Annotated in this window: 20 protein-coding genes; 7 read left to right on the top strand and 13 right to left on the bottom strand. The window is 63.5% G+C overall.

Going from position 1 to position 20,569, the window contains the following annotated elements:
- Positions 1-47: 47 nt before the first annotated feature.
- Positions 48-1,751 (bottom strand): long-chain fatty acid--CoA ligase, encoded by a 1,704-nt coding sequence (locus FJ986_RS09695; protein ID WP_224646604.1) that lies wholly within the window; start codon positions 1,749-1,751, stop codon positions 48-50.
- 97 nt (positions 1,752-1,848) lie between these two features.
- On the opposite strand from FJ986_RS09695, the gene FJ986_RS30745 reads away from it, so the two are divergent.
- From FJ986_RS30745 to FJ986_RS09670, 6 genes are all read left to right on the top strand, one after another.
- Complete coding sequence (locus FJ986_RS30745; protein WP_246681787.1) at positions 1,849-2,388, top strand: hypothetical protein; 540 nt, start codon at positions 1,849-1,851, stop codon at positions 2,386-2,388.
- Between the two features lie 210 nt (positions 2,389-2,598).
- The gene (locus FJ986_RS09690) at positions 2,599-4,191 is read left to right on the top strand and encodes an ABC transporter substrate-binding protein (RefSeq protein WP_140497006.1); all 1,593 of its coding nucleotides are present in this window, start codon (positions 2,599-2,601) and stop codon (positions 4,189-4,191) included.
- Positions 4,192-4,239: 48 nt separating this feature from the next.
- Positions 4,240-5,247: an ABC transporter permease subunit gene (locus tag FJ986_RS09685; protein WP_140497004.1), complete on the top strand. Its 1,008-nt coding sequence runs from the start codon at positions 4,240-4,242 to the stop codon at positions 5,245-5,247.
- A gap of 70 nt (positions 5,248-5,317) precedes the next feature.
- Positions 5,318-6,172: an ABC transporter permease subunit gene (locus FJ986_RS09680; RefSeq protein ID WP_181165298.1), complete on the top strand. Its 855-nt coding sequence runs from the start codon at positions 5,318-5,320 to the stop codon at positions 6,170-6,172.
- A 2-nt stretch (positions 6,173-6,174) separates the two neighbouring features.
- A complete protein-coding gene (locus tag FJ986_RS09675) occupies positions 6,175-7,032 on the top strand; it encodes an ABC transporter ATP-binding protein (protein ID WP_140497000.1) in 858 nt (285 codons plus the stop codon).
- The gene (locus FJ986_RS09670) at positions 7,029-7,859 is read left to right on the top strand and encodes a dipeptide ABC transporter ATP-binding protein (protein ID WP_140496998.1); all 831 of its coding nucleotides are present in this window, start codon (positions 7,029-7,031) and stop codon (positions 7,857-7,859) included. Before FJ986_RS09675 ends, FJ986_RS09670 begins: the two co-directional genes overlap by 4 nt.
- 234 nt (positions 7,860-8,093) lie before the next feature.
- On the opposite strand, the gene FJ986_RS09665 is transcribed toward FJ986_RS09670, so the two are convergent.
- The 5 genes from FJ986_RS09665 to FJ986_RS09650 form a co-directional block, all read right to left on the bottom strand.
- Positions 8,094-9,374, bottom strand: coding sequence for a cysteine desulfurase-like protein (locus tag FJ986_RS09665; protein WP_140523731.1), 1,281 nt, complete (start codon positions 9,372-9,374; stop codon positions 8,094-8,096).
- Between the two features lie 47 nt (positions 9,375-9,421).
- On the bottom strand, positions 9,422-10,096 hold the full coding sequence (locus tag FJ986_RS09660; protein WP_140496993.1) for an amino acid ABC transporter permease: 675 nt from the start codon (positions 10,094-10,096) through the stop codon (positions 9,422-9,424).
- Positions 10,097-10,253: 157 nt separating this feature from the next.
- Positions 10,254-11,051 carry an ABC transporter substrate-binding protein gene (locus FJ986_RS09655; RefSeq protein WP_140496991.1) on the bottom strand — a complete coding sequence of 266 codons (798 nt, stop codon included), beginning with the start codon at positions 11,049-11,051 and terminating at the stop codon, positions 10,254-10,256.
- A gap of 90 nt (positions 11,052-11,141) precedes the next feature.
- A complete protein-coding gene (locus FJ986_RS31055; RefSeq protein ID WP_263486784.1) occupies positions 11,142-11,273 on the bottom strand; it encodes a hypothetical protein in 132 nt (43 codons plus the stop codon).
- 217 nt (positions 11,274-11,490) lie between these two features.
- Entirely contained in the window at positions 11,491-12,267 is a 777-nt protein-coding gene (locus FJ986_RS09650) for an HpcH/HpaI aldolase/citrate lyase family protein (RefSeq protein WP_140674113.1), read from the bottom strand.
- Positions 12,268-12,392: 125 nt separating this feature from the next.
- Here FJ986_RS09650 and FJ986_RS09645 point away from each other — a divergent pair, with 125 nt between their 5' ends.
- A complete protein-coding gene (locus tag FJ986_RS09645; protein ID WP_140674111.1) occupies positions 12,393-13,487 on the top strand; it encodes an LLM class flavin-dependent oxidoreductase in 1,095 nt (364 codons plus the stop codon).
- A gap of 91 nt (positions 13,488-13,578) precedes the next feature.
- Here the strand turns inward: FJ986_RS09645 and FJ986_RS09640 are convergent, their stop codons facing one another.
- The 7 genes from FJ986_RS09640 to FJ986_RS09605 form a co-directional block, all read right to left on the bottom strand.
- Positions 13,579-13,974, bottom strand: coding sequence for a RidA family protein (locus tag FJ986_RS09640; RefSeq protein WP_140674109.1), 396 nt, complete (start codon positions 13,972-13,974; stop codon positions 13,579-13,581).
- A 57-nt stretch (positions 13,975-14,031) separates the two neighbouring features.
- On the bottom strand, positions 14,032-15,180 hold the full coding sequence (locus FJ986_RS09635; protein WP_140674107.1) for an acyl-CoA dehydrogenase family protein: 1,149 nt from the start codon (positions 15,178-15,180) through the stop codon (positions 14,032-14,034).
- 231 nt (positions 15,181-15,411) lie between these two features.
- Entirely contained in the window at positions 15,412-16,224 is an 813-nt protein-coding gene (locus tag FJ986_RS09625; RefSeq protein WP_140649414.1) for an enoyl-CoA hydratase family protein, read from the bottom strand.
- Positions 16,221-16,691 carry a MarR family transcriptional regulator gene (locus FJ986_RS09620; protein WP_140513060.1) on the bottom strand — a complete coding sequence of 157 codons (471 nt, stop codon included), beginning with the start codon at positions 16,689-16,691 and terminating at the stop codon, positions 16,221-16,223. Before FJ986_RS09620 ends, FJ986_RS09625 begins: the two co-directional genes overlap by 4 nt.
- Positions 16,685-17,458 carry an SDR family NAD(P)-dependent oxidoreductase gene (locus FJ986_RS09615; RefSeq protein ID WP_140523750.1) on the bottom strand — a complete coding sequence of 258 codons (774 nt, stop codon included), beginning with the start codon at positions 17,456-17,458 and terminating at the stop codon, positions 16,685-16,687. Before FJ986_RS09615 ends, FJ986_RS09620 begins: the two co-directional genes overlap by 7 nt.
- Entirely contained in the window at positions 17,455-19,749 is a 2,295-nt protein-coding gene (locus FJ986_RS09610; protein WP_140629988.1) for a bifunctional salicylyl-CoA 5-hydroxylase/oxidoreductase, read from the bottom strand. The genes FJ986_RS09615 and FJ986_RS09610 overlap by 4 nt, the downstream gene beginning before the upstream one ends.
- Before the next feature lie 141 nt (positions 19,750-19,890).
- Positions 19,891-20,490, bottom strand: a complete 600-nt coding sequence (locus FJ986_RS09605; RefSeq protein WP_140674105.1) for a VOC family protein — start codon at positions 20,488-20,490, stop codon at positions 19,891-19,893.
- Positions 20,491-20,569: the final 79 nt, after the last annotated feature.

Here is a 20,569-nt window from a genome sequence, read left to right as displayed (position 1 = left end):
CCGGTCCTGGGCATCGGCGCCGGCAAGATCGTGGTCCAAGCCGGCTCCTATTCGCGCAATGCGCGCCGCAGGATCTTTCCGACCGGCGTCTTCGGCAGTTCTGTCCTGAATTCGATGTATCTGGGCCGCTTGTACCCGGTCAGGTTCTCACGGCAATAGGCGGTGATGGCCTCGGCGGTCAGCGCCTGGTCCTTCTTGACGATGAACAGTTTCGGCACTTCGCCCGAATGCTCGTCCGGCACGCCGATTGCCGCCACTTCGAGCACGCCGGGATGCAGCGCCACGACTTCCTCGAGCTCGGTCGGATAGACGTTGAAGCCGGAAACGAGGATCATGTCCTTCTTGCGGTCGACGATCTTGGTGTAGCCGCGCTCGTCCATGAAGCCCATGTCGCCCGACTTGAAGAAGCCGTCCTTGGTCATCACCTTGGCGGTCTCGTCAGGCCGGTTCCAGTAGCCCGCCATCACCTGCGGCCCCTTGATGCAGATTTCGCCGACCTCGCCGAGCGGCAAATTGTTGTCCTCCTCGTCGCGGATGGCGATCTCGGTAGACGGCAGCGGCAGGCCGATCGTGCCGGTGAATTCGCCGGAGCTGAACTTGTTGGCCGTTGCCACGGGCGACGTCTCCGACAGGCCGTAGCCTTCACTGACCGGGCAGCCCGTCAGCGCCTTCCAGCGCTCGGCGACGCCCTTCTGCACCGCCATGCCGCCGCCCAGCGTCAGGAGCAGCGGCTTGAAGTCGAGCTTGCGGAAATCCTCATTGTTGAGCAGCGCGTTGAACAGCGTGTTGAGGCCTGGAAAGATATGGATCGGATACTTGCCCATTTCCTTGACGAAGCCGGGGATGTCGCGCGGGTTGGGGATCAGTATGTTCTGTCCACCCATTTGCATGCCCATCAGCGCATTCACGGTCAGCGCGAAGATATGATAGAGCGGCAGTGCGCAGATGAGGTTGAGATGGGCGGGTTTTGGCTTGACCGTGTAGGCGTCCTGCAGCCACAGCGAATTCTGCGCGACATTGGCCAGCACGTTGCTGTGCAGCAGGATAGCACCCTTCGAGATTCCCGTGGTGCCGCCGGTATATTGCAGGAACGCGATATCGTCGGCCGCCACCTTGGCCGGCTTGAAGCCCATGCCGCTGCCCACCTTCAGCGCCGCGTTGAACTTGACATGGCCGGGCAATGACCAGGCCGGCACCATCTTCTTGACGCGGCGCACCACCAGATTGACGATGCTTCCCTTGAGCCCGCCGAGCATGTCGCCCATGGCCGCGACGACGACGTGCTTGACCGACGTCCTGGCGATCACCGCTTGCAAGGTGCTGGCGAAGTTCTCCAGGATGATGATCGCTTGTGCCCCGGAATCCTTGAGCTGGTGTTCCAGCTCGCGCGGCGTGTAGAGAGGGTTGACGTTGACCACCGTGTAGCCGGCGCGCGCCACCGCCATCATCGCCACCGGATATTGCAGCACGTTCGGCATCATCAGGGCGACGCGTGCGCCTTTGGGCAACCCGGTCGATTGCAGGTAGGCGCCGAACGCCGCCGAAAGCCGTTCGAGTTCCGCATAGGTGATCGACTTGCCCATGCAGGTGAAGGCCGGCTGGCCGGCAAATTGCTTGCAGGCGGCAACGAGGAAATCGCCGATGGAGCTGTAGGGCAGGGCGCCGATCTCGGCCGGCATGTTCTTCGGGTAGCTTTCCAGCCAGGGCTTTTCCGGCAAGCCTGCGGCAAGGGCGGTGAGCGCTTTCGGCAATCGCTTGGCGGCCGCCGGTCTCGAGGCCGCCGGTGCCGGCTTGGCCACGGATGCGGCTTGTGCGGCCCCAGTCTTGCTAGTCCGGGTCGCCCCGGTCTTGCTCGCGCCAGTCTTCGTCGTCCCGGCCTTGGTCGAACTGGTCTTTGTCGTCCCGGTTTTAGCAGTTCCGGCCTTCGCCGACGTCTTTGCGGGGACGGCTTTGGCCGCCGGCTTCGCGGCCGGTTTGACAACAGCGCCCGCCTTGCCGGCGGAAGGTTTCCCTGCGGCCTTTGCCTTTGTGCTCTTTGCGCCCTTTGCGTTCTTGGCGGAGGGCGTTGGCTGCTTGTCGGCGCCCGCGGCCGGCTTCAGGGTCGCCTTGGCCGTCTTCGGCGGAGCCGTCCTGTTCGATGCTTTTGCCAACCGTCCCTCCCTGTTTTGTTCGCCCCTGCCGCGCTCGCCTCCTGCTAAGAGAGGCGTCCCCCGCTGCCGACGGTGCCTTGTCTATGTATGGCCTCTATCGGCGGGCGTGCAAGCCTTGCCCCAGCGGCAAGCCGTCGAAAGATTTGCCGCCGAAAATCTTTCCCGCCACGGGCGCAGCGGCCCTGCATCGTCCGGCATCCCCGGTCATATGAAAGCGGGCGCGACGTTGATCTCGTAAGATTGGTGATCAATAAAAAAATGCGGTCGTTAATAATGTTGTGAATAGAAAAAAATACTGAATTTTTCCATTTTTTTGCGGAGAGGAGGATTTTTTTCCCGCTTACCATGGGGTAGGCAAACTGGGTGTTCCAAAGCCGGAGAAACGGTGCTTATATGCGCGCTTCGCGAGCCTGATAGAGGGGCTTGGAAAAACATCAGGGAGTGCTCAATGAGGAAGAAACTGACTTTTGCAGCCGCGTTGCTGGCTGCAAGCGTCCTGGGCGGCGTGGCCAACGCAAAAACCTTGGTCTACTGCGCCGAAGCTTCGCCGGAAGGCTTTGACCCGGCGCCCTACACCGCGGGACAGACGTTCGATGCGTCTTCGCGTACGGTCTTCAACCGCCTCGTCGAATTCGATCATGGCAAGACAACGGTCTCGCCGGGCCTGGCCGAAAGCTGGTCCATTTCCGACGATGGCAAGGAATACACGTTCAAGCTTCGCAAGGGTGTGAAGTTCGCCGCTACCGACTATTTCACCCCGACGCGCGACTTCAACGCCGACGACGTGGTGTTCTCGTTCCAGCGTCAGGTCGACAAGAACGGCCCCTGGTTCCAGTACATACCGGGCATTGCCTACCAGTATTACAATGACCAGTTCGGCGACAACATCACCAAGGTCGAGAAGGTCGACGACCTGACGGTGAAGTTCACCCTCAAGGAGCCGGCGATCACTTTGATCCCGACGCTGGGCATGGACTTCGCCTCGATCGTTTCCAAGGAATATGCCGACAAGCTGCAGGCGGACAAGACGCCTGAACTGTTCAACCAGAAGCCGATTGGCACCGGCCCGTTCATCTTCGTCGATTACCAGACCGACGCTGCCATCCGCTACAAGGCCAACCCCGACTATTGGGGCGGCAAGCAGAAGATCGACGACCTTGTCTTCGCCATCACCACCGATCCGGCGGTCCGTGCGCAGAAGCTGAAGGCCGGCGAGTGCAACATCATGTCCTACCCGGCGCCGGCCGACATCGCCGGCCTGCAGGCCGATCCGAACCTGAAGGTCGACGAGCAGGAAGGCCTCAATGTCGGTGCGCTGATGTACAACACCCAGCAGAAGCCGTTCGACGACGTGCGCGTGCGCAAGGCGCTCAACATGGCCATCAACAAGAAGGCTATCATCGACGCGGTCTTCCAGGGCGCCGGCCAGGTGGCCGTCAACCCGATCCCGCCGACCATGTGGTCCTACAACAAGGACGTGAAGGACGATCCGTACGATCCGGATGCGGCCAAGAAGATGCTCGAAGAGGCCGGCGTCAAGGACCTCAAGATGAATGTCTGGGCCATGCCTGTGTCGCGCCCCTACATGCCGAACGCGCGCCGCACCGCCGAGCTGATCCAGGCCGACTTCGCCAAGGTCGGCGTCACAGTCAACATCGTCAGCTACGATTGGGGTGAATACCTCAAGCGCGCTTCGGCGGTCGATCACGACGGCGCCGTCATCGTCGGCTGGACCGGTGACAATGGCGATCCGGACAACTTCCTCGGTGTACTCTTGAGCTGCGCTTCCGTCGGTTCGAACAACCGCGCGGAATGGTGCAACAAGGACTTCGATGCGCTCATCAACAAGGCCAAGACGGTTTCCGACCAGGCCGAGCGCACCAAGCTCTACGAACAGGCGCAGGTCATCTTCAAGGAACAGGCACCGTGGGCGACGCTCGCACACTCCAAGGTGTTCATGCCGATGCAGAAGACCGTCTCCGGCTTTGCGATGGATCCGCTCGGCATCCATCGCTTCGACGGCGTCGATATCGCCGAATAAGGTTCGCGAAACGGGGCGGCGCCACAGCGCCGTCCCACCTCGCCCGCCATGCTGCGTTATATCCTCGGCAAGCTCGCCCTCATCGTCCCGACCTTCATCGGGATAACCATCCTCGCCTTCGGCTTCGTGCGCATCCTGCCCGGTGATCCGGTGCTGGTGCTCGCGGGCGAACGCGGCCTGTCGCCCGAACGTCACGCTGCGCTGATGCACCAGTTCGGCTTCGACCTGCCGATCTGGCGACAGTACCTGACCTATCTGGCCAATATCCTCAGCGGTGATTTCGGCACCTCGTTTTCCACCAAGACGCCGGTGCTCAAGGATTTCCTGGTGCGGTTCCCGGCGACGGTCGAACTTGCCATCTTCGCCATGATCTTCGCCATCGTCATCGGCGTCGCCTTCGGCATCTTCGCCGCGATCCGCCGCGGCTCCTGGTTCGACCAACTGACCATGGGAACGGCGCTGGCAGGCTATTCCATGCCGATCTTCTGGTGGGGGCTGCTGCTGATCATCGTGTTCTCCGGCATGCTGCACTGGACACCGGTTTCCGGCCGCATCGACCTTCTCTATTTCTTCAAGCCGGTAACCGGCTTCATGACCATCGATTCCCTGATCTCCGGACAGAAGGGTGCATTCCGCTCGGCCCTGTCGCACCTCGTCCTGCCCACCATCGTGCTCGGCACCATTCCGCTTGCCGTCATCGCCAGGCAGACGCGGTCGGCCATGCTCGAGGTCCTCGGCGAGGACTATGTGCGCACCGCGCGCGCCAAGGGCCTGGCGCCTCGCCGCGTCATCGGGCTGCACGCTTTCCGCAATGCGCTGATCCCGGTCGTCACCACCATTGGCCTGCAGGTCGGCACGCTCCTGACCGGCGCCATCCTGACCGAGAGCATTTTTTCGTGGCCAGGCATCGGCAAATGGATGATCGACGCTATTTCCAAGCGCGACTATTTCACCGTGCAAGGCGGGTTGCTTTTGATCGCGCTCATCGTCATGTCGGTGAACCTCATCGTCGACGTGCTCTATGCCGTCATCAACCCGCGTATCCGGGCGAATTGACATGACCAACGAAGGCCCTGCCACAATCGAAGCCGCGACCGTCGTCAGGCCGCAGGACGCCCGGCTGCAGATGTTCGCCGAGTTCTGGCACTATTTCTCGATCAACAAGGGCGCGGTGATCGGCCTCTTCGTCTTCGCGCTGCTGATCCTGATCGCCGTCTTCGCGCCGCTGCTCGCCCCGCATTCGCCGGACGACCAGTTCCGCGACTTCTTCCTGACGCCGCCGGCCTGGCAGGCGGGCGGCAACGCCCAGTTCCTGCTCGGTACCGACGCCGTCGGCCGCGACATTCTCTCGCGCCTGATCTACGGCTCGCGCTTCTCGCTCGCCATCGGCTTCGTCGTCGTCACCACGGCGCTGATCTCCGGCGTCATCCTCGGCCTGCTCGCCGGCTACTGCCGCGGCTGGGTGGATACGCTCATCATGCGCATCATGGACATCATCCTGGCCTTCCCGTCGCTGCTGCTGGCGCTGGTGCTGGTCGCCGTTCTCGGACCTGGGCTGGTCAACGCCATGATCGCCATTGCCTTCGTGCTGCAGCCGCACTTCGCCCGGCTCACCCGCGCCGCCGTGATGGCGGAGAAGAACCGCGAATATGTCATCTCGGCCAAGGTCGCGGGCGCCAGCCATTTCAGGCTGATGCTGGTCACCATCCTGCCCAACTGCATCGCGCCGCTGATCGTGCAGGCGACGCTGTCCTTCTCCAACGCCATCCTCGAGGCCGCGGCGCTGGGCTTCCTCGGCATGGGCGCGCAGCCGCCGACCCCGGAATGGGGCACGATGCTGGCCGAAGCACGCGAGTTCATCCTGCGCGCCTGGTGGGTGGTGACCTTCCCGGGCCTTGCCATCCTGATCACCGTCTTTGCCATCAACCTGATCGGCGACGGCCTGCGCGACGCGCTCGACCCCAAGCTGAAGAGGTCGTGAGCATGTCCCTGCTCGAGATCAAGAATCTCACCGTTTCCTTCGACACCGCCGCCGGTCCGTTCATGGCCGTGCAGGGCATCGACCTGTCGATCGAGCCGCGCGAAGTGCTGGCGATCGTCGGCGAATCCGGTTCCGGCAAATCGGTGGCGATGCTGGCGGTGATGGGGCTGCTGCCCAACACCGCGACCGTCAAGGCCGACCGCATGGCCTTCGACGGCGTCGATCTGCTGAAGCTCAGCCCGTCCGAGCGGCGCAAGATCGTCGGCAAGGATATCTCCATGATCTTCCAGGAGCCGATCGCCAGCCTCAACCCGTGCTTCACCGTCGGCTTCCAGATCGAGGAGGTGCTGCGCTTCCATATGGGCATGGACCGCGCCCAGCGCCGCGCGCGCGCCATCGAATTGATGAAGCTCGTCGGCATTGCCGATCCGGAAGAACGGCTGAGCTCGTTTCCGCACCAGATGTCGGGCGGCCAGTGCCAGCGCGTCATGATCGCCATCGCCATCGCCTGCAATCCGAAGCTCTTGATCGCGGACGAGCCGACCACCGCGCTCGATGTCACCATCCAGAAGCAGATCCTTGATCTCCTGGTTTCGCTGCAGGCCAAATACGGCATGGGCCTGATCATGATCACCCACAATATGGGCGTGGTGGCCGAGACAGCCGACCGCGTCATCGTTCAGTACAAGGGCCGCAAGATGGAAGAGGCCGACGTGCTGTCGCTGTTCGAGAGCCCGAAAAGCAACTACACGCGCGCGCTGCTGTCGGCGCTGCCGGAGAACGCGGTCGGCGACCGGCTGCCGACCGTTTCCGACATGCTGTTCGAGCCGGCGCCCTCGGCCGCGGGAGCCTCCGCATGAGCACCACCGTCCTCGAAGGCAAGAACATCGTTCGCGACTACCATATCGGCGGCGGCCTGTTCAGCGGGCCGCGCACGGTGCACGCGGTCAAGGGCGTCTCGTTCACCGTGGATAAGGGCAAGACGCTCGCCATCGTCGGCGAAAGCGGCTGCGGCAAGTCCACGCTCGCCCGCATCATCACGCTCATCGATCCGGCGACATCGGGCGAACTGTTCATCGACGGCAACAAGGTCGACATCGCCAGGGGCGGATTGACCAGGGAGATGCGCCGCAAGGTGCAGATCGTCTTCCAGAACCCCTACGGATCGCTCAACCCGCGCCAGAAGATCGGCGACGTGCTGGGCGAGCCGCTGCTGATCAACACCGACAAGACGGCCGCCGAGCGGCGCGACCTCGCCATGAAGATGCTGAAGAAGGTCGGCCTCGGTCACGAGCACTACAACCGCTATCCCCACATGTTCTCGGGCGGCCAGCGCCAGCGCATCGCCATCGCCCGTGCGCTGATGCTGAACCCGAGCCTTCTGGTGCTGGACGAGCCGGTCTCGGCGCTCGATCTTTCGGTGCAGGCACAGGTGCTCAACCTGCTCGCCGACCTGCAGGACGAATTCCAGCTGACCTATGTCTTCATCAGCCACGATCTCTCCGTGGTGCGCTACATCGCCGACGACGTGATGGTGATGTATTTCGGCGAGGCGGTCGAATACGGCTCGCGCGACGAGGTCTTTTCAGACCCCAAGCACAGCTACACCAGGACGCTGTTCGCCGCCACGCCGCGCGCCGATGTCGCCAGCATCAAGGCGAGGCTGGCGAAGAAGAAAGCGGCGTGACTCCAATTCGTCATCCTAGGGCGGAGCGCCGCAACGCGGTGCGGAGATCCTAGGATCCATGCCGTTATCTCAGCCGAAAAGCGCTGCGGAGCAGGTTGTGCACCGTGGTAACGCTCGCATATCACGGCATGAATCCTCGGGTCTGCGCCGCGTCGCTCCGCTCCTTGCTCCGCCCGTGGATGACGAAACGGAGGCAGTCACGCCTCCGGTTTCTCTCGCGAAAAGGGTCGAGCGCTACGACAGCTTCGCGATGACAGCCCGCAGCGCTTCACCGAAACGCCTGACTTCCTCGACCGTATTGTAGTGCACCAGCGAGGCGCGGATGGCGCCGCTGTCCATCGACAGGTTGAGGCGCTTCATCAGGCGCGGGGCGTACATGTGGCCGTCGCGAATGCCGATCTGCATCTCGGCCATTTCCTCGACGATCCGCTGCGGCGACAATTTGCCGATGTTGAAACAGAAGGTCGGCACGCGTTCGTTGATCCGGGCCTCCTCGGAAACGCCGTAGATTGTTGCCCCGCAGCTCTTCAGCACAGCCAGCATCTCGCGCGCCAGCACCAGCTCGTAGTCGCGGATGGCGCCCATGCCGGCGACGATGTTTTCGCGCCGCGAGCGGTTGTTGGACGGAGCAAGATTGCGGCCGATGAGCTCGAGATACTGCACGGCCGCATCCATGCCCGACACGTTCTCGTAAATGAAGGTGCCGGCCTCGACCTTGTAGGGCGGCTCGTCGGGGATGAAGTCCTCGCGGAAGGTCGGCAGTCGCTTCAGCGTTTCGAAGCGGCCCCACAGGAAACCCATATGCGGCGAGAAATTCTTGTAGCCGGAACAGACGAGATAGTCGCAATCCCATGCCTGGACGTCGATCAGCCCATGCGGCCCGTAATGCACGCAGTCGAGGAACACTTCGGCGCCGGCGGCGTGCGCGATCCCTGCCACCGAAGCGACGTCGACGATCGAGCCGATGGAATGCGCCGTCACCGTGCAGGCGACAAGCCGGGTACGATCGGAAACAAGCGGGCGCAGATCGTCGATATGCAGGTTGCCGTCCTCGCGCATGCGCCACCACTTGAACTTGGCGCCGGCGGATTCGAGTGCCAGCCATGTCGCGATGTTGGCGTCATGGTCCATGTCGGTGACGACGATCTCGTCGCGCTCTCCAAGCATCTGGCCGATGCCGAGGCTGACTAGGCGGATGAACGAGGTGGCGTTCATGCCGAAGCAGATCTCGGATGGGCTGTAGGCATTGATCAGCAGTGCCACGCTTGTCCGCGCATCGGCGACCGATTGGTCAACGGTGACGCTGCGCCCATAACGGCCGCCGCGCTGCACATTGTGCGAAACCAGATGGTTGGTCACCGCATCGAGCACGCTCTGCGGAATCTGCGCGCCGGCGGCGTTGTCCAGGAAGATGAAGTCGCCTGCCCGCTGCAAGGCCGGAAACATCGCCCGGATTCTTTCAACAGGGAACGCGCCGGAAGTGCCGGTCGCATTGGCGGCTTGATGCTTGTTCATGGTCGTCTCCTGCGAAGTGCTCGGTAGAGGGGAAATTGTAGGCGCGGTCAGCGCGTCTTCTCGGTCTTGAAACGGTCTTCAAGCAGGCTGACGAGGCGAACCATCGGCCACAGGAAGATGAGATAGACCAGGGCTGCGCCGATCAGCGGCGAGGGGTTGGCGTAGAGCGACTGCGCATTGGTCGCTTCCTTCAGGAGTTCCGGCAGCGCCACGGTGGAGGCGAGCGAGGTGTCCTTGAACATCGAGACGCAGTTGCTGGTCATCGGCGGGATGACGACGCGCACCGCCTGCGGCAGCACCACCTTGCGCAAGGTCAAAAGGAACGGCAGGCCGAGCGCCTGCGACGCCTCGAACTGGCCGCGCGGAATGCTTTCGATGCCGGAGCGGAACACTTCCGCCGAATAGGCCGACATGATGATGGCGAAGGCCGTCACGGCGGAAGCCCAGGACGACAGGCGGATGCCGAGGAAGGGCAGCGCATAATAGATCAGGATCAGCACCACCAGCACCGGCAGCGCGCGGAAGATATCGGTGTAGCCGACCGCCAGCCACCGGAGCGGCTTCGGCGCATAAAGCCGCAACAGGCTGATCACCAGGCCGATGGGGATGCCGATGCCGATGCTGAGCAGGCCGAGCAGCAGCGTGTTGAGAAAGCCGCGCAGCAGCGCCGGCAGACTGGACGCGATGACGTCGGCGTTGAAGAAGGTATCGAGCAGCGACATGGGAGGCTTTCCCGAACCGTTTGGCGTCCCTTGACGCCGGAGCAGAGGTCCGGAACAGCGAAAGCGGTTTTGCCGCGCCGCTAGTTCCGGGAGGGTTATGTATCAAACGGAACGTGCCGGCCTTTCGAGCCGGCACGTTCTCCTTGGCGGCCGCCGCTCAGGCCTTCGGCACCGGCATTTCCTTGGCGGTCGAGGAATCGGCGGGCGCGTCGCTGCCGAACCACTTCTTGTGGATCGCGGCCAGCGTGCCGTCCTTCTTCATTGCCGTCAGCGCGTCGTTGAGCTTGCCGAGCAGCGGGTGGTCCTTGGTCATCATCAGCCCGTACTGTTCGCCGGTCTTGATGCGTTCCTTGACGGTGAGATCCTTCATCTTGGTGAAGGAGTACTGCATGCCCGGAATGTCGCTGACAGCCGCGTCGATGCGCCCGGCGCTGAGGTCGAGCAAAAGGTTCTGCTGTGTGTCATAGCCCTTAACATCGCTGAGGCCATCGGCCTCCTGATGCGCCTTGACCCAGGTCTCGCCGGTCGAGCCGGACAGCACGCCGACGATCTTGCCCTTGAGGTCGGCCTCGGCCTTGATCGGGCTGTCGGTCTTGGTGGCGATGCCCATGTCGGAATCATAGTAAGGCTGCGTGAACGACTGCGACTTCAGCCGCTCCGGCGTGATGGTGATCGACGAGATGGCGACATCGATGCGCTTCGAGGTGGTGGCGGCGAACAGCGCCTGGAAGCCGAGATCGGCGATGTCGGTGGTCATGCCGACGCGCTTTGCCGCTTCGTTGACGATGTCGACTTCAAAGCCCTCGAAAGTGCCGCTCTCGTTCTTGTACTCGAACGGAGGGTTGGTCGGGTAGGCGCCGACATTGAGCACATCGGCGGCATAGGCGGTTGCCGGTCCGGCGGCGATGCCGATGGCGGCCGCGAGAAGGATGAGATTGCGACGGGTCAGGCTCATTGTTGGTCCCTCTGGGGTGTTCCCTCTGGTTGTTGATCGGGCGGGCTGATGCCCGCACGGTTTCTTGCCGCCCCACCTCCCAGCGGGGCGTCAATTCATGCTCGCCGCCATACGGTCGGGCGCTGTCCGGTCGCGGCAGACGCACATGGGCGGGAAGGCAAGGTTGGCGATGCTCTCGGTATGCGGATCGCGGATCTGGCGCGCGCACGCCATCTCACGCATGGCGCGTGTCGGAGGATGACTGGGGGCAGCATGAACGACAAGGACTGAAACCCTTTGATCCCACCCGATGCACCACGATGGATATCCGGCAAGCCCGTCCGGAACGGCAGTCGCCATCGATCGAGGAATGCTTATCCAAACCGCGGCAGTTTTCAAGGCAAAAGTTTTAAGCTTAAAAAGTTGGCGGCGGCGGCGCCTGGCATACCTTTCGATAGCGCTAGCTGCGGCCGCTCCTGCCCAGTTCGGCATCCGCGCCGGCTTTGCCGGCAGCAGCGCCAGCCCCCAGAAGCATCGTGTCGCTGGCCAGGATGAAGAAACTGGCGCCGAGTGCTGCCCATCGGGCGACATCCTGCGGCTTCGCGCAGAAGATCCCGGATGTCCTGCCATGCGCGATTGTCGCATCGATGATCCTGCGGATCGCTTGCGCGAGCTTGTCGGCGCCTTTGGGGCCGATCGCATCGATCGATACGGAGAGATCGCCGGGCCCGACGAAAATCACGTCGACGCCCTCGACGGCGGCGATCGCCTCGATATTGGCCAGCCCTTCCGATGTCTCGACCTGAACCGCCACGACGATGCTGTCATTGGCCTGAGCGAGATATTCGGAGATGCGGTAGCCATAGCCGGCGGCCCGCCCGGGCCCGACGCCGCGCTCGCCGGTCGGCGGATAACGCGAGGCCTTCACCGCCGCCTGCGCCTGGGCGGCGGTCGAGACGCGCGGGACGAGCACGCCTTGCGCGCCGCTGTCCAATGCCGCGGCGATCGCTTCCGGTGCATGGCCGGGCACGCGCACCATGGCCGGCACGCGATGGATGTCGGCCGCGCGCACCATCGCCTCGATCATGTCGCGCGAAATCTGGGCATGTTCCCAATCGATGCAGAGAAAATCGAGACCGGACTGCGCCATCACCTCAACCGCAACGGGATGCGGAATGGCGGCAAAGGAACCGACGAGGCTTTCCCTGCCGATGCATTTGTGGCGAAACCCGCTCATCGTTCCATCCCCTTGTTGTCGTGCCGGAATTCATATCCGCAAACAGCGGCGAGGCGAAGCTATTTCAGGCTTGAAATATTTTCGCGCGAGCCTAGCGTGTCGATCTCCCGCCGCGAGTTCCGGACATGATCAAAGCGCATCCCCTGCACGGCCCAAACAGACTGAAGCTCGGCGTCTTCTCGACCAATGCCGATGGCGGCCTTGCCATATCGGATGTGCCTGAACGCTGGACGGCAAGCTGGCAGGATAATCTGACGGCGGCGCAGATCGCCGACCGGGCGGGGCTGGAATTCCTGCTGCCGATCGCGCGCTGGCGCGGCTTTGGCGGCCGCAACAGGGTGCGCGAATGGTCGTTCGAGACCTTCACCTGGGCGGCGGCGCTCAGTGTGGCCACCGAGCAGATCGGGCTGTTCATGACCGTGCATGTGCCGCTCGTGCATCCGCTCTACGCCGCCAAGGCGCTGGCGACGGTCGATCATATCAGCCAGGGCCGTGCCGGCCTCAACATCGTCTGCGGCTGGAACCCGAAGGAATTCGGCATGTTCGGCACGCCGCTGGTCGAGAAGGGGTATGATCAGGCCGCCGAATGGATCGAAATTTTGGAAAGGCTTTATGCGTCGGCTGAACCTCTCGACTATGAGGGCACTTATTATCGTCTCAAGGAAGCCGTGAGCCGGCCGGCCAGCCTGCAAGTTCCGCGACCGGTGACGATGAACGCGGCTTTCGGCGGTCCGGGCCGCGATTTCGCTGCCGCCAGATGTGACTATCTGTTCACGACCTTTTCCGAGATGGCCGATGCCGGCAAACATGTCGCCGATATCAGTGAGCGGGCCGACAAGGCTGGCCGCGAGGTCGGCGTCTACACCGTGGCGCATGTCGTCTGCCGGCCGACGATGGAGGAGGCGCAGGCCTATTACACACGCTATGCCGTCGATCTGGCCGACCGTGAGGCGGTCGATGCCCATATGGCCGGCAAAAAGGAATTCTCGCGGTCGCACGACCCGTATGCCTATGACCGCTATCGCCAGCGTTTCGCCGGCGGCGCCGGCACCTATCCCTTGGTCGGAACGCCCGAAACGATCGCCGCCGATATGGTCGCCATTGCCGGGCATGGCTACCAGGGCATTGCGCTGTCCTTCGTCAACTACACGCAGGAACTCCCCTATTTCTGCGATCACGTGCTGCCGCTGCTGGAGCAGGCCGGCCTTCGCGGAAAATAGTCTGGCCGACGCCTTCCTGATTTCTCATCCTGGGGTCTGCGCCGTATCGCTACGCTCCTTGCTGCACCCAGGATGACGAAGCGACGGCCGATTATTCCGGAATAACCGCGGTGGCCTGGATCTCCACCTTGGCTCGGTCCTCGACCAGTGCCATCACCTGCATCGCGGCCATCGCCGGGAAATGCCGGCCGATCACCTTGCGATAGGCCTCGCCTATACCCCTGAGATTGGCCAGATATTCGCTCTTATCGGTGAAATACCACGTCATTGACGTGATGTGCCGCGGCTCAGCTCCGGCCTCCGCCAGCACCGCGACGATATTTTGAAGCGTCTGCCGCACCTGGCTGACGAAATCGTCGGTCTCGAACTGGCACTGCCCATTCCAGCCGACCTGTCCGCCGACGAAGACAAGCCGCCCGCGAGCCGCTACGCCATTGGAGTAACCGACCGGCTTGGCCCAGCCATCCGGCTGCAGAATCTCGTGCATTTCAAACTCTCCGCAATATCCGCGTTCGAAACCGTCCAAACCTTGACGTGACCGGAGTCAGGCCGCCCCCATCACCTGTCGCGCGATCACCACCTTCTGCACGTCGGAAGCACCCTCATAGATGCGCAGCGCGCGGATCTCGCGATACAGGCTTTCGACGATGTGACCCTTGCGGACGCCGTCGCCGCCATGCAGTTGCACCGCTTTGTCGATCACCTCCTGCGCCTTGTCGGTGGCGAACAGTTTGGCCATCGCCGCCTCGCGCGTTACCCGCGCCGCGCCCATGTCCTTGGTCCAGGCGGCACGGTAGACCAAAAGCGCCGCGGCATCGACGTCGAGCGCCATGTCGGCGATATGGCCCTGCACCATCTGCAGCTCGGTCATCGGCGCGCCGAACAGCTTGCGTTCGGCCACCCGCTTGATGCTTTCATCGAGCGCGCGGCGCGCAAAGCCGAGTGCCGCCGCGCCGACGGTCGAGCGGAACACGTCGAGCACCGACATGGCGATGCGAAAGCCGTCGCCCGGTTTGCCGATCAGCGCCGAGGCGGGCAGGCGGACCTGATCGAAAGACAGTCGTGCCAGCGGATGCGGCGCTATGACTTCCAGGCGCTCCGCGATGCCGAGGCCCTTGCTGTCCCCGGGCACGATGAAGGCTGATAGCCCCTTGGCGGCGGGTGCCTCGCCTGTGCGGGCAAAGACGACATAGAGATCGGCGATGCCGCCATTGGAGATCCAGGTCTTTTCGCCCGACAGGACATAGCCGTAACCATCGCGGGTCGCTGTCATCTCCATATTGGCGACATCCGATCCCGAGCGCGGCTCCGACAGCGCAAAGGCGGAAATGACCTTGCCGGCGCGCGTCTTCAAAAGCCATTGCTGCTGTTGCGGCGTGCCGAACAGGCTGAGCGCTCCGGTGCCAAGCCCCTGCATAGCGAAGGCGAAATCGGCGAGCCCGTCATGCCGCGCCAGCGTCTCGCGCGTGATGCACAAGGTCCGCACGTCAAGCGGCCCGGGATTGCCGGTGTCGAGCGCCGTCGGCTTCAGCCAGCCGTCCCGGCCGAGTTTTTGCACCAGCTCGCGGCAGGCGGCGTCGACGTCATGGTGATCGACGGGTAGGTTCTTCGCGCACCATGCCTCGAGGTGCTCGGCCAGTTCGCGATGACGGTCTTCGAAGAAGGGCCAGTCGAGGAAGGAGCGGTCAGGCATTTCTGCCTCCGCTATTCTCCAGAGTCCGTGCTCTACGGCGCCCCCCTCTGTCCTGCCGGACATCTCCCCCTCTAAGGGGGAGATCGATCCTCACCTCGGCTTTCGCGAATCGCCTGCGCCGCAGGATGGCTGCCGCCGCCGAAGCTGCCAATCTCCCCCCTAGAGGGGGAGATGGCCGGCAGGCCAGAGGGGGGCGCTGTCCCGCCAACGTCTCCATCCACCCGCTCATCCTCAATTCCCCTCGAACACCGGCTTTTCCTTGGCAACGAACGCCTTGTACGCCCGCTCGAAATCGCGCGTCTGCATGCAGATCGCTTGCGCCTGAGCTTCCGCCTCGATCGCCTGGTCAAGGCCCATCGACCATTCCTGGTTCAACTGCGTCTTGGTAATGCCGTGGGCGAAGGTCGGGCCGGAGACGATGCGCGCCGCCATGTCGAGCGCGTCGGCCTCGAGCGATGCCGCCTCTACAAGCCTGTTGTAAAACCCCCAGCGCTCGCCTTCGGCAGCCGTCATGGTGCGGCCGGTGTAGAGCAGTTCGGCGGCGCGGCCCTGGCCGATGATGCGCGGCAGGATCGCGCAGGCTCCCATGTCGCAGCCGGCAAGACCGACGCGGGTGAACAGGAATGCCGTCTTGGCGTCCGGCGTGGCGATGCGGATGTCGGAGCTCATGGCGATGATGGCGCCGGCGCCGACCGCCACGCCGTCGACCGCCGCGATGATCGGCTTGCCGCAACTCAGCATCGCCTTCACGAAATCGCCGGTCATGCGGGTGAAGGCCAGGAGTTGCTTCATGTCCATCTTGACCAGCGGGCCGATAATGTCGTGGACATCGCCGCCGGAGCAGAAATTGCCGCCATTGGACAGGAACACCACGGCATCGACATCGTCGGCATAGACGAGGTCGCGGAATGTATCGCGCAGTTCCGCATAGCTGTCGAAGGTCAGCGGGTTCTTGCGCTCCGGCCGGTCGAGCCGGACCTTGGCGATCCGGCCTTCGACCTGCCAGAGGAAATGCTTCGGCTTGAAGCCGGCCATCTTGCTCATTCGCGTCCCTCCCAGTTGCTGCGGAACGAGGTCAGCATGCCGGTCAGCCGGCGTGCGTCGTCCTCGCTCACCTTGCCCAGCAATTCGCCGACCCAGCCCTCGTGAGCGGCAGCGATGACGGCGAAGGATTTGGAGCCTTCATCCGTCAGCCGCACCATCGAGGTGCGGCGGTCGCCATTGCGGCGGGCGCGGGCGACCAGCCCCTCGGATACGAGCCGATCGACGATGCCCGTGACATTGCCGTTGGACACCAGCAGGAAGCGCGACAGATCGCTCATCAGCATGCCTTCGGGCGCACGGTAGAGCGCGGCCATCACGTCGAAGCGCGGCAACGTCGTGTTGAATTCCTTCTTCAGGCGCTCGCGCAGTTCGGCCTCGATCGTGCGCGAGGCGCGCAGCAGCCTGATCCACAGCCGCAAGCGGTCCTTGCCGGGTCCCGACGGCGCGGGCAGGGGGCCGGCTACCATGTTTCGCCTCCTGAGATCGAAATTGCCTGTCCGGTGATCGACGCTGCCGCATCGCCGCACAGCCACAGCACGGCCGCGGCAATTTCCTGCGGCTGGATAAAGCGGCCTTGCGGATTGGTCGCGGCAAGGCTCGCCCGCGCCTGTTCAGTCGAGCGGCCGGTTTTTTCCACGATCCGCTCGATGGACTCGTCCAACATGTCCGTCTCGACAAACCCCGGGCACACCGCATTGACGGTCACGCCGGATTTCGCCGTCTCGGCAGCCAGCGCCCGCATCAGGCCGACGACGCCATGCTTGGCCGCCACGTAAGGCGCGACATAGGCGTAGCCTTTCAGTCCGGCGGTAGACGCGATGAAGACGATGCGGCCCGCCTTGCGCGCGGCCATGCCGGCGAGCGCCGGCTTCACCGTCAGGAAAGCGCCGGTCAGGTTGACGTCCAGCGTCCGCTGCCAGTCGGCCAGCGTGGTCTTGTGCGCCGGCGTGCTGCCCGCCATGCCGGCATTGGCGACGACGATGTCGAACGGCCCGCGCGCGGCCTCCGCCGTCTCGTAAAGCGATGCCATCGCCGCCTCATTGGTGACATCGGCAGTGATGGCGAAAACGCCTTTGCTTTCGCCAGCCACCTTGGCCAGCTCCGCCTCGCGGCGGCCGCATATGGTGACGTCGATGCCGGCACCAGCCAGCGCCAGAGCGATCGCTCGGCCGACACCAGACCCGCCGCCGGTGACAAGGGCATGGCTGCCGGCGATCATCGCGGCGGCCGTCATACTTTCAGCCCCGCTGCGGCGTCGCGTTCGGCCAGTCGGTAGATCTGGTCGCGCCCCGGCAGATAAGGATCCGGCCATTTCACGCCACGGTCGCCGAGCGCCACCGCCGCATGCAGCGTCCAGTAGGGATCGGCAAGATGCGGCCGTGCCAGCGCCACCAGGTCGGCGCGGCCGGCCATCAGGATCGAATTGACATGGTCCGGCTCATAGATGTTGCCGACCGCCATCGTCGCCATGCCGACCTCGTTGCGGATGCGGTCGGAAAACGGCGTCTGGAACATGCGGCCATAGACCGGCTTTGCCAGCACCGAAGTTTGTCCTGCCGAGACGTCGCAAATGTCGACGCCGGCCTCATGCAACAGCCGCGCGATCTCGACGGCGTCGGCGGGTGTTACGCCTTCGATGCCGACCCAGTCATTGGCCGAAATGCGCATTGAGATCGGCTTCTGCGCCGGCCAGGCGGCGCGTACGGCGCGAAAGATTTCAAGGGGATATCGCATGCGGTTTTCCAGCGAACCGCCATACGCATCCGTGCGCCGGTTGGTGACCGGCGTGATGAAGGACGACAGGAGATAGCCGTGCGCGGCGTGGATCTCGAGCATGTCGAAGCCGCAGCGGTCGGCCATCTCAGCCGAAGCCACGAACCCGTCGCGCACTCTGTCCATGTCGGCGCGGTCCATCGCCTTCGGCACCTGATTCTCAGGTGACCACGCCACCGCCGATGCCGCCATGACGGGCCAGTTGCCCGCCGCCAGCGGCACGTCGGTGCCTTCCCAACCAACCCGTGTCGAGCCCTTGGCGCCGGAATGGCCGATCTGCGCGCAGATCTTCGCTTCGGTCTCGGCATGGACGAAGCCGACCAGCCGTTTCCACGCCATCTCATGTTCGGGCGCATAGAAGCCCGGGCAGCCGGGCGTGATCCGCCCTTCCGGACTGACGCAGGTCATCTCGATATAGATGAGCCCGGCGCCGCCCTTGGCACGCTCGGCATAGTGCGTGAAATGCCAGTCCGTCGGGCAGCCGTCGACAGCCTTGTATTGTGCCATCGGCGACACGACCACGCGGTTGTTGAGCCGCATGTCGCGCAGCTGGAAGGGCGCGAACATCGGGGCGCGACGGAGTCTGTTGGCGCCGGCGCCCGCCTGGCGCTGGAACCACTCCTCCGCGCTTTCAAGCCACTCCGCGTCGCGCAGCCGCAGGTTTTCGTGGCTGATGCGCTGCGAGCGGGTCAGCAGCGAATAGTTGAACTGCACCGGATCGAGGCCGAGATAACGCTCGACCTCCTCGAACCATTCGAGCGAGTTGCGCGCCGCCGACTGCAGCTTCAGCACCTCGGTGCGGCGCGCGTCCTCATATTTGCGGAAGGCGGCCTTTAGGTCCGGTTCGGTTTCGACATACTCGGCCAGCGCGACAGCGCTTTCCAGCGCCAGCTTGGTGCCGGAGCCGATCGAGAAATGGGCTGAGGCCGCCGCGTCGCCCATCAGCGCCAGATTCTCAAACGACCAGCGCTCGCACAGCACGCGCGGGAAATTGATCCAGGCCGAACCCCTGATGTGGTTGGCATTGGTCATCAGCTTGTGGCCGCCAAGATGCTTTTCGAAGATGCGCTCGCAGACGGCGATGGATTCCTGCTGCGTCATGGCGCCGAAGCCGAAGGCGGCCCAGGTCTGTTCGCTGCACTCGACGATGAAGGTCGCGGTGTCGCTGTCGAACTGGTAGGCGTGCGCCCACACCCAGCCATGCTCGGTCTTTTCGAAGATGAAGGTGAAGGCGTCGTCGAATTTCTGGTGGGTGCCGAGCCACACGAACTTGCATTTGCGCGTGTCGATGTCGGGCTTGAAGATGTCGACGAAGCTGTTGCGCGCCCTGGAATTCAGCCCGTCTGCGGCGACGACCAGGTCATGCGTCTCCATATAGGGCCGGGGATCGGCGATGTCGGTCTCGAACACCAGCTTGACACCGAGCTCGCGTGCGCGCCGCTGCAACAGGATCAAGAGCCGCTTGCGGCCGATGCCGCAGAAGCCGTGGCCTGAGGATACAGTGCGCACGCCGTCATGGACCACGGCGATGTCGTCCCAATACGCAAAATGCTTCTTGATCCAGACGGCGCTGACCGGATCGTTCCTGGCCAGATTCTCAAGCGTTTCGGCTGACAGAACGACGCCCCAGCCGAACGTGTCGTCGGCGCGATTACGCTCGAAAACCGTCACATCGTGCGCGGCGTCCCTCAGCTTCATCGAAATGGCGAAGTAAAGGCCGGCTGGTCCGCCGCCGAGAACCGCAACCTTCATCTGTGCGATCTCCTCTTCGCTTGCTTGATTTCAGTATCGCGCCGGGGCCAAGATATTTCAAGCTTAAAGTTTTATGCCGAAACGATTATGCGAAATAGCGGACCGCGCGCTCGCGCATCGCCGCACGCGCGGTCCGTGGGGTCACTTTTCCGGGTTCTTCGGGCTCCACAGCACCGTCTCGGCACTCTTCTCGTAAGCCATGCCGTCGGGATAGCTGATCGCTTCCAGTTGCAAGCCCCAAGGCGCCTGGAAGTAAAGGATGGTCTGGCCGGCGGCGGGTCCTTCCTTGACCGGCAGCGGCCCCAACCTGGTCTTTACGCCCTTGGCCTCGAGATAGGCTTTCGCCGCCGCGACGTCGTCGACATAGAAGGCGATGTGAAAACCGCCAATGTCGTTGTTCTTCGGTGTCAGGTCCTTCTGGTCCGGCGCGGTGTATTTGAACAGCTCTATATTCGACCCCGTGCCGCAGCGAACCATGGTGACCTGCTCGATGACAGCCTTCGGATCGACGCCGAGAAGATCCTGCATGAAGGTGCCCTTGTCGTCGGCGAACGGGCCGAACGACATCGCCTTCTTGCAGCCGACCACGTCGGTGAAGAAATCGACCGCCTGCTTCATGTCGGGAACCGTGATGCCGGTGTGGTCGTGCCCGCGCATACCGGGGATCGAGCTTGCTGCCGCCATACCGGTGCTGCCGAGGATGGCGGCAGCGAGTGCTGCATTTCGAATTGTTGTCTTCATGTCAGTTTCTCCTCCATTTGGCGGGGCTTTGTCATTGGCCGGTCGCACATCCGAGCCCGCTTTTCGGCGTGCGTATGCA

Origin of the sequence: Mesorhizobium sp. B1-1-1 (assembly GCF_006442955.1) — a bacterium.
Classification (GTDB): Bacteria; Pseudomonadota; Alphaproteobacteria; order Rhizobiales; family Rhizobiaceae; genus Mesorhizobium.
Note: the sequence above shows the minus strand (reverse complement) of the source record. Positions and strands in the feature narration are given on the sequence as shown.

Coding starts and splice junctions, on each gene's coding strand:
- FJ986_RS09655 (WP_140496991.1), bottom strand. CDS start 11,051: ATGAGCCTGACCCGTCGCAATCTCATCCTTCTCGCGGCCGCCATCGGC.
- FJ986_RS09650 (WP_140674113.1), bottom strand. CDS start 12,267: ATGAGCGGGTTTCGCCACAAATGCATCGGCAGGGAAAGCCTCGTCGGT.
- FJ986_RS09675 (WP_140497000.1), top strand. CDS start 6,175: ATGTCCCTGCTCGAGATCAAGAATCTCACCGTTTCCTTCGACACCGCC.
- FJ986_RS09645 (WP_140674111.1), top strand. CDS start 12,393: ATGATCAAAGCGCATCCCCTGCACGGCCCAAACAGACTGAAGCTCGGC.
- FJ986_RS09660 (WP_140496993.1), bottom strand. CDS start 10,096: ATGTCGCTGCTCGATACCTTCTTCAACGCCGACGTCATCGCGTCCAGT.
- FJ986_RS09640 (WP_140674109.1), bottom strand. CDS start 13,974: ATGCACGAGATTCTGCAGCCGGATGGCTGGGCCAAGCCGGTCGGTTAC.
- FJ986_RS09615 (WP_140523750.1), bottom strand. CDS start 17,458: ATGACGGCCGCCGCGATGATCGCCGGCAGCCATGCCCTTGTCACCGGC.
- FJ986_RS09625 (WP_140649414.1), bottom strand. CDS start 16,224: ATGAGCAAGATGGCCGGCTTCAAGCCGAAGCATTTCCTCTGGCAGGTC.
- FJ986_RS09665 (WP_140523731.1), bottom strand. CDS start 9,374: ATGAACAAGCATCAAGCCGCCAATGCGACCGGCACTTCCGGCGCGTTC.
- FJ986_RS09680 (WP_181165298.1), top strand. CDS start 5,318: ATGTTCGCCGAGTTCTGGCACTATTTCTCGATCAACAAGGGCGCGGTG.
- FJ986_RS09685 (WP_140497004.1), top strand. CDS start 4,240: ATGCTGCGTTATATCCTCGGCAAGCTCGCCCTCATCGTCCCGACCTTC.
- FJ986_RS31055 (WP_263486784.1), bottom strand. CDS start 11,273: ATGCGTGAGATGGCGTGCGCGCGCCAGATCCGCGATCCGCATACCGAG.
- FJ986_RS09605 (WP_140674105.1), bottom strand. CDS start 20,490: ATGAAGACAACAATTCGAAATGCAGCACTCGCTGCCGCCATCCTCGGC.
- FJ986_RS09620 (WP_140513060.1), bottom strand. CDS start 16,691: ATGGTAGCCGGCCCCCTGCCCGCGCCGTCGGGACCCGGCAAGGACCGC.
- FJ986_RS09670 (WP_140496998.1), top strand. CDS start 7,029: ATGAGCACCACCGTCCTCGAAGGCAAGAACATCGTTCGCGACTACCAT.
- FJ986_RS09635 (WP_140674107.1), bottom strand. CDS start 15,180: ATGCCTGACCGCTCCTTCCTCGACTGGCCCTTCTTCGAAGACCGTCAT.
- FJ986_RS09690 (WP_140497006.1), top strand. CDS start 2,599: ATGAGGAAGAAACTGACTTTTGCAGCCGCGTTGCTGGCTGCAAGCGTC.
- FJ986_RS09610 (WP_140629988.1), bottom strand. CDS start 19,749: ATGAAGGTTGCGGTTCTCGGCGGCGGACCAGCCGGCCTTTACTTCGCC.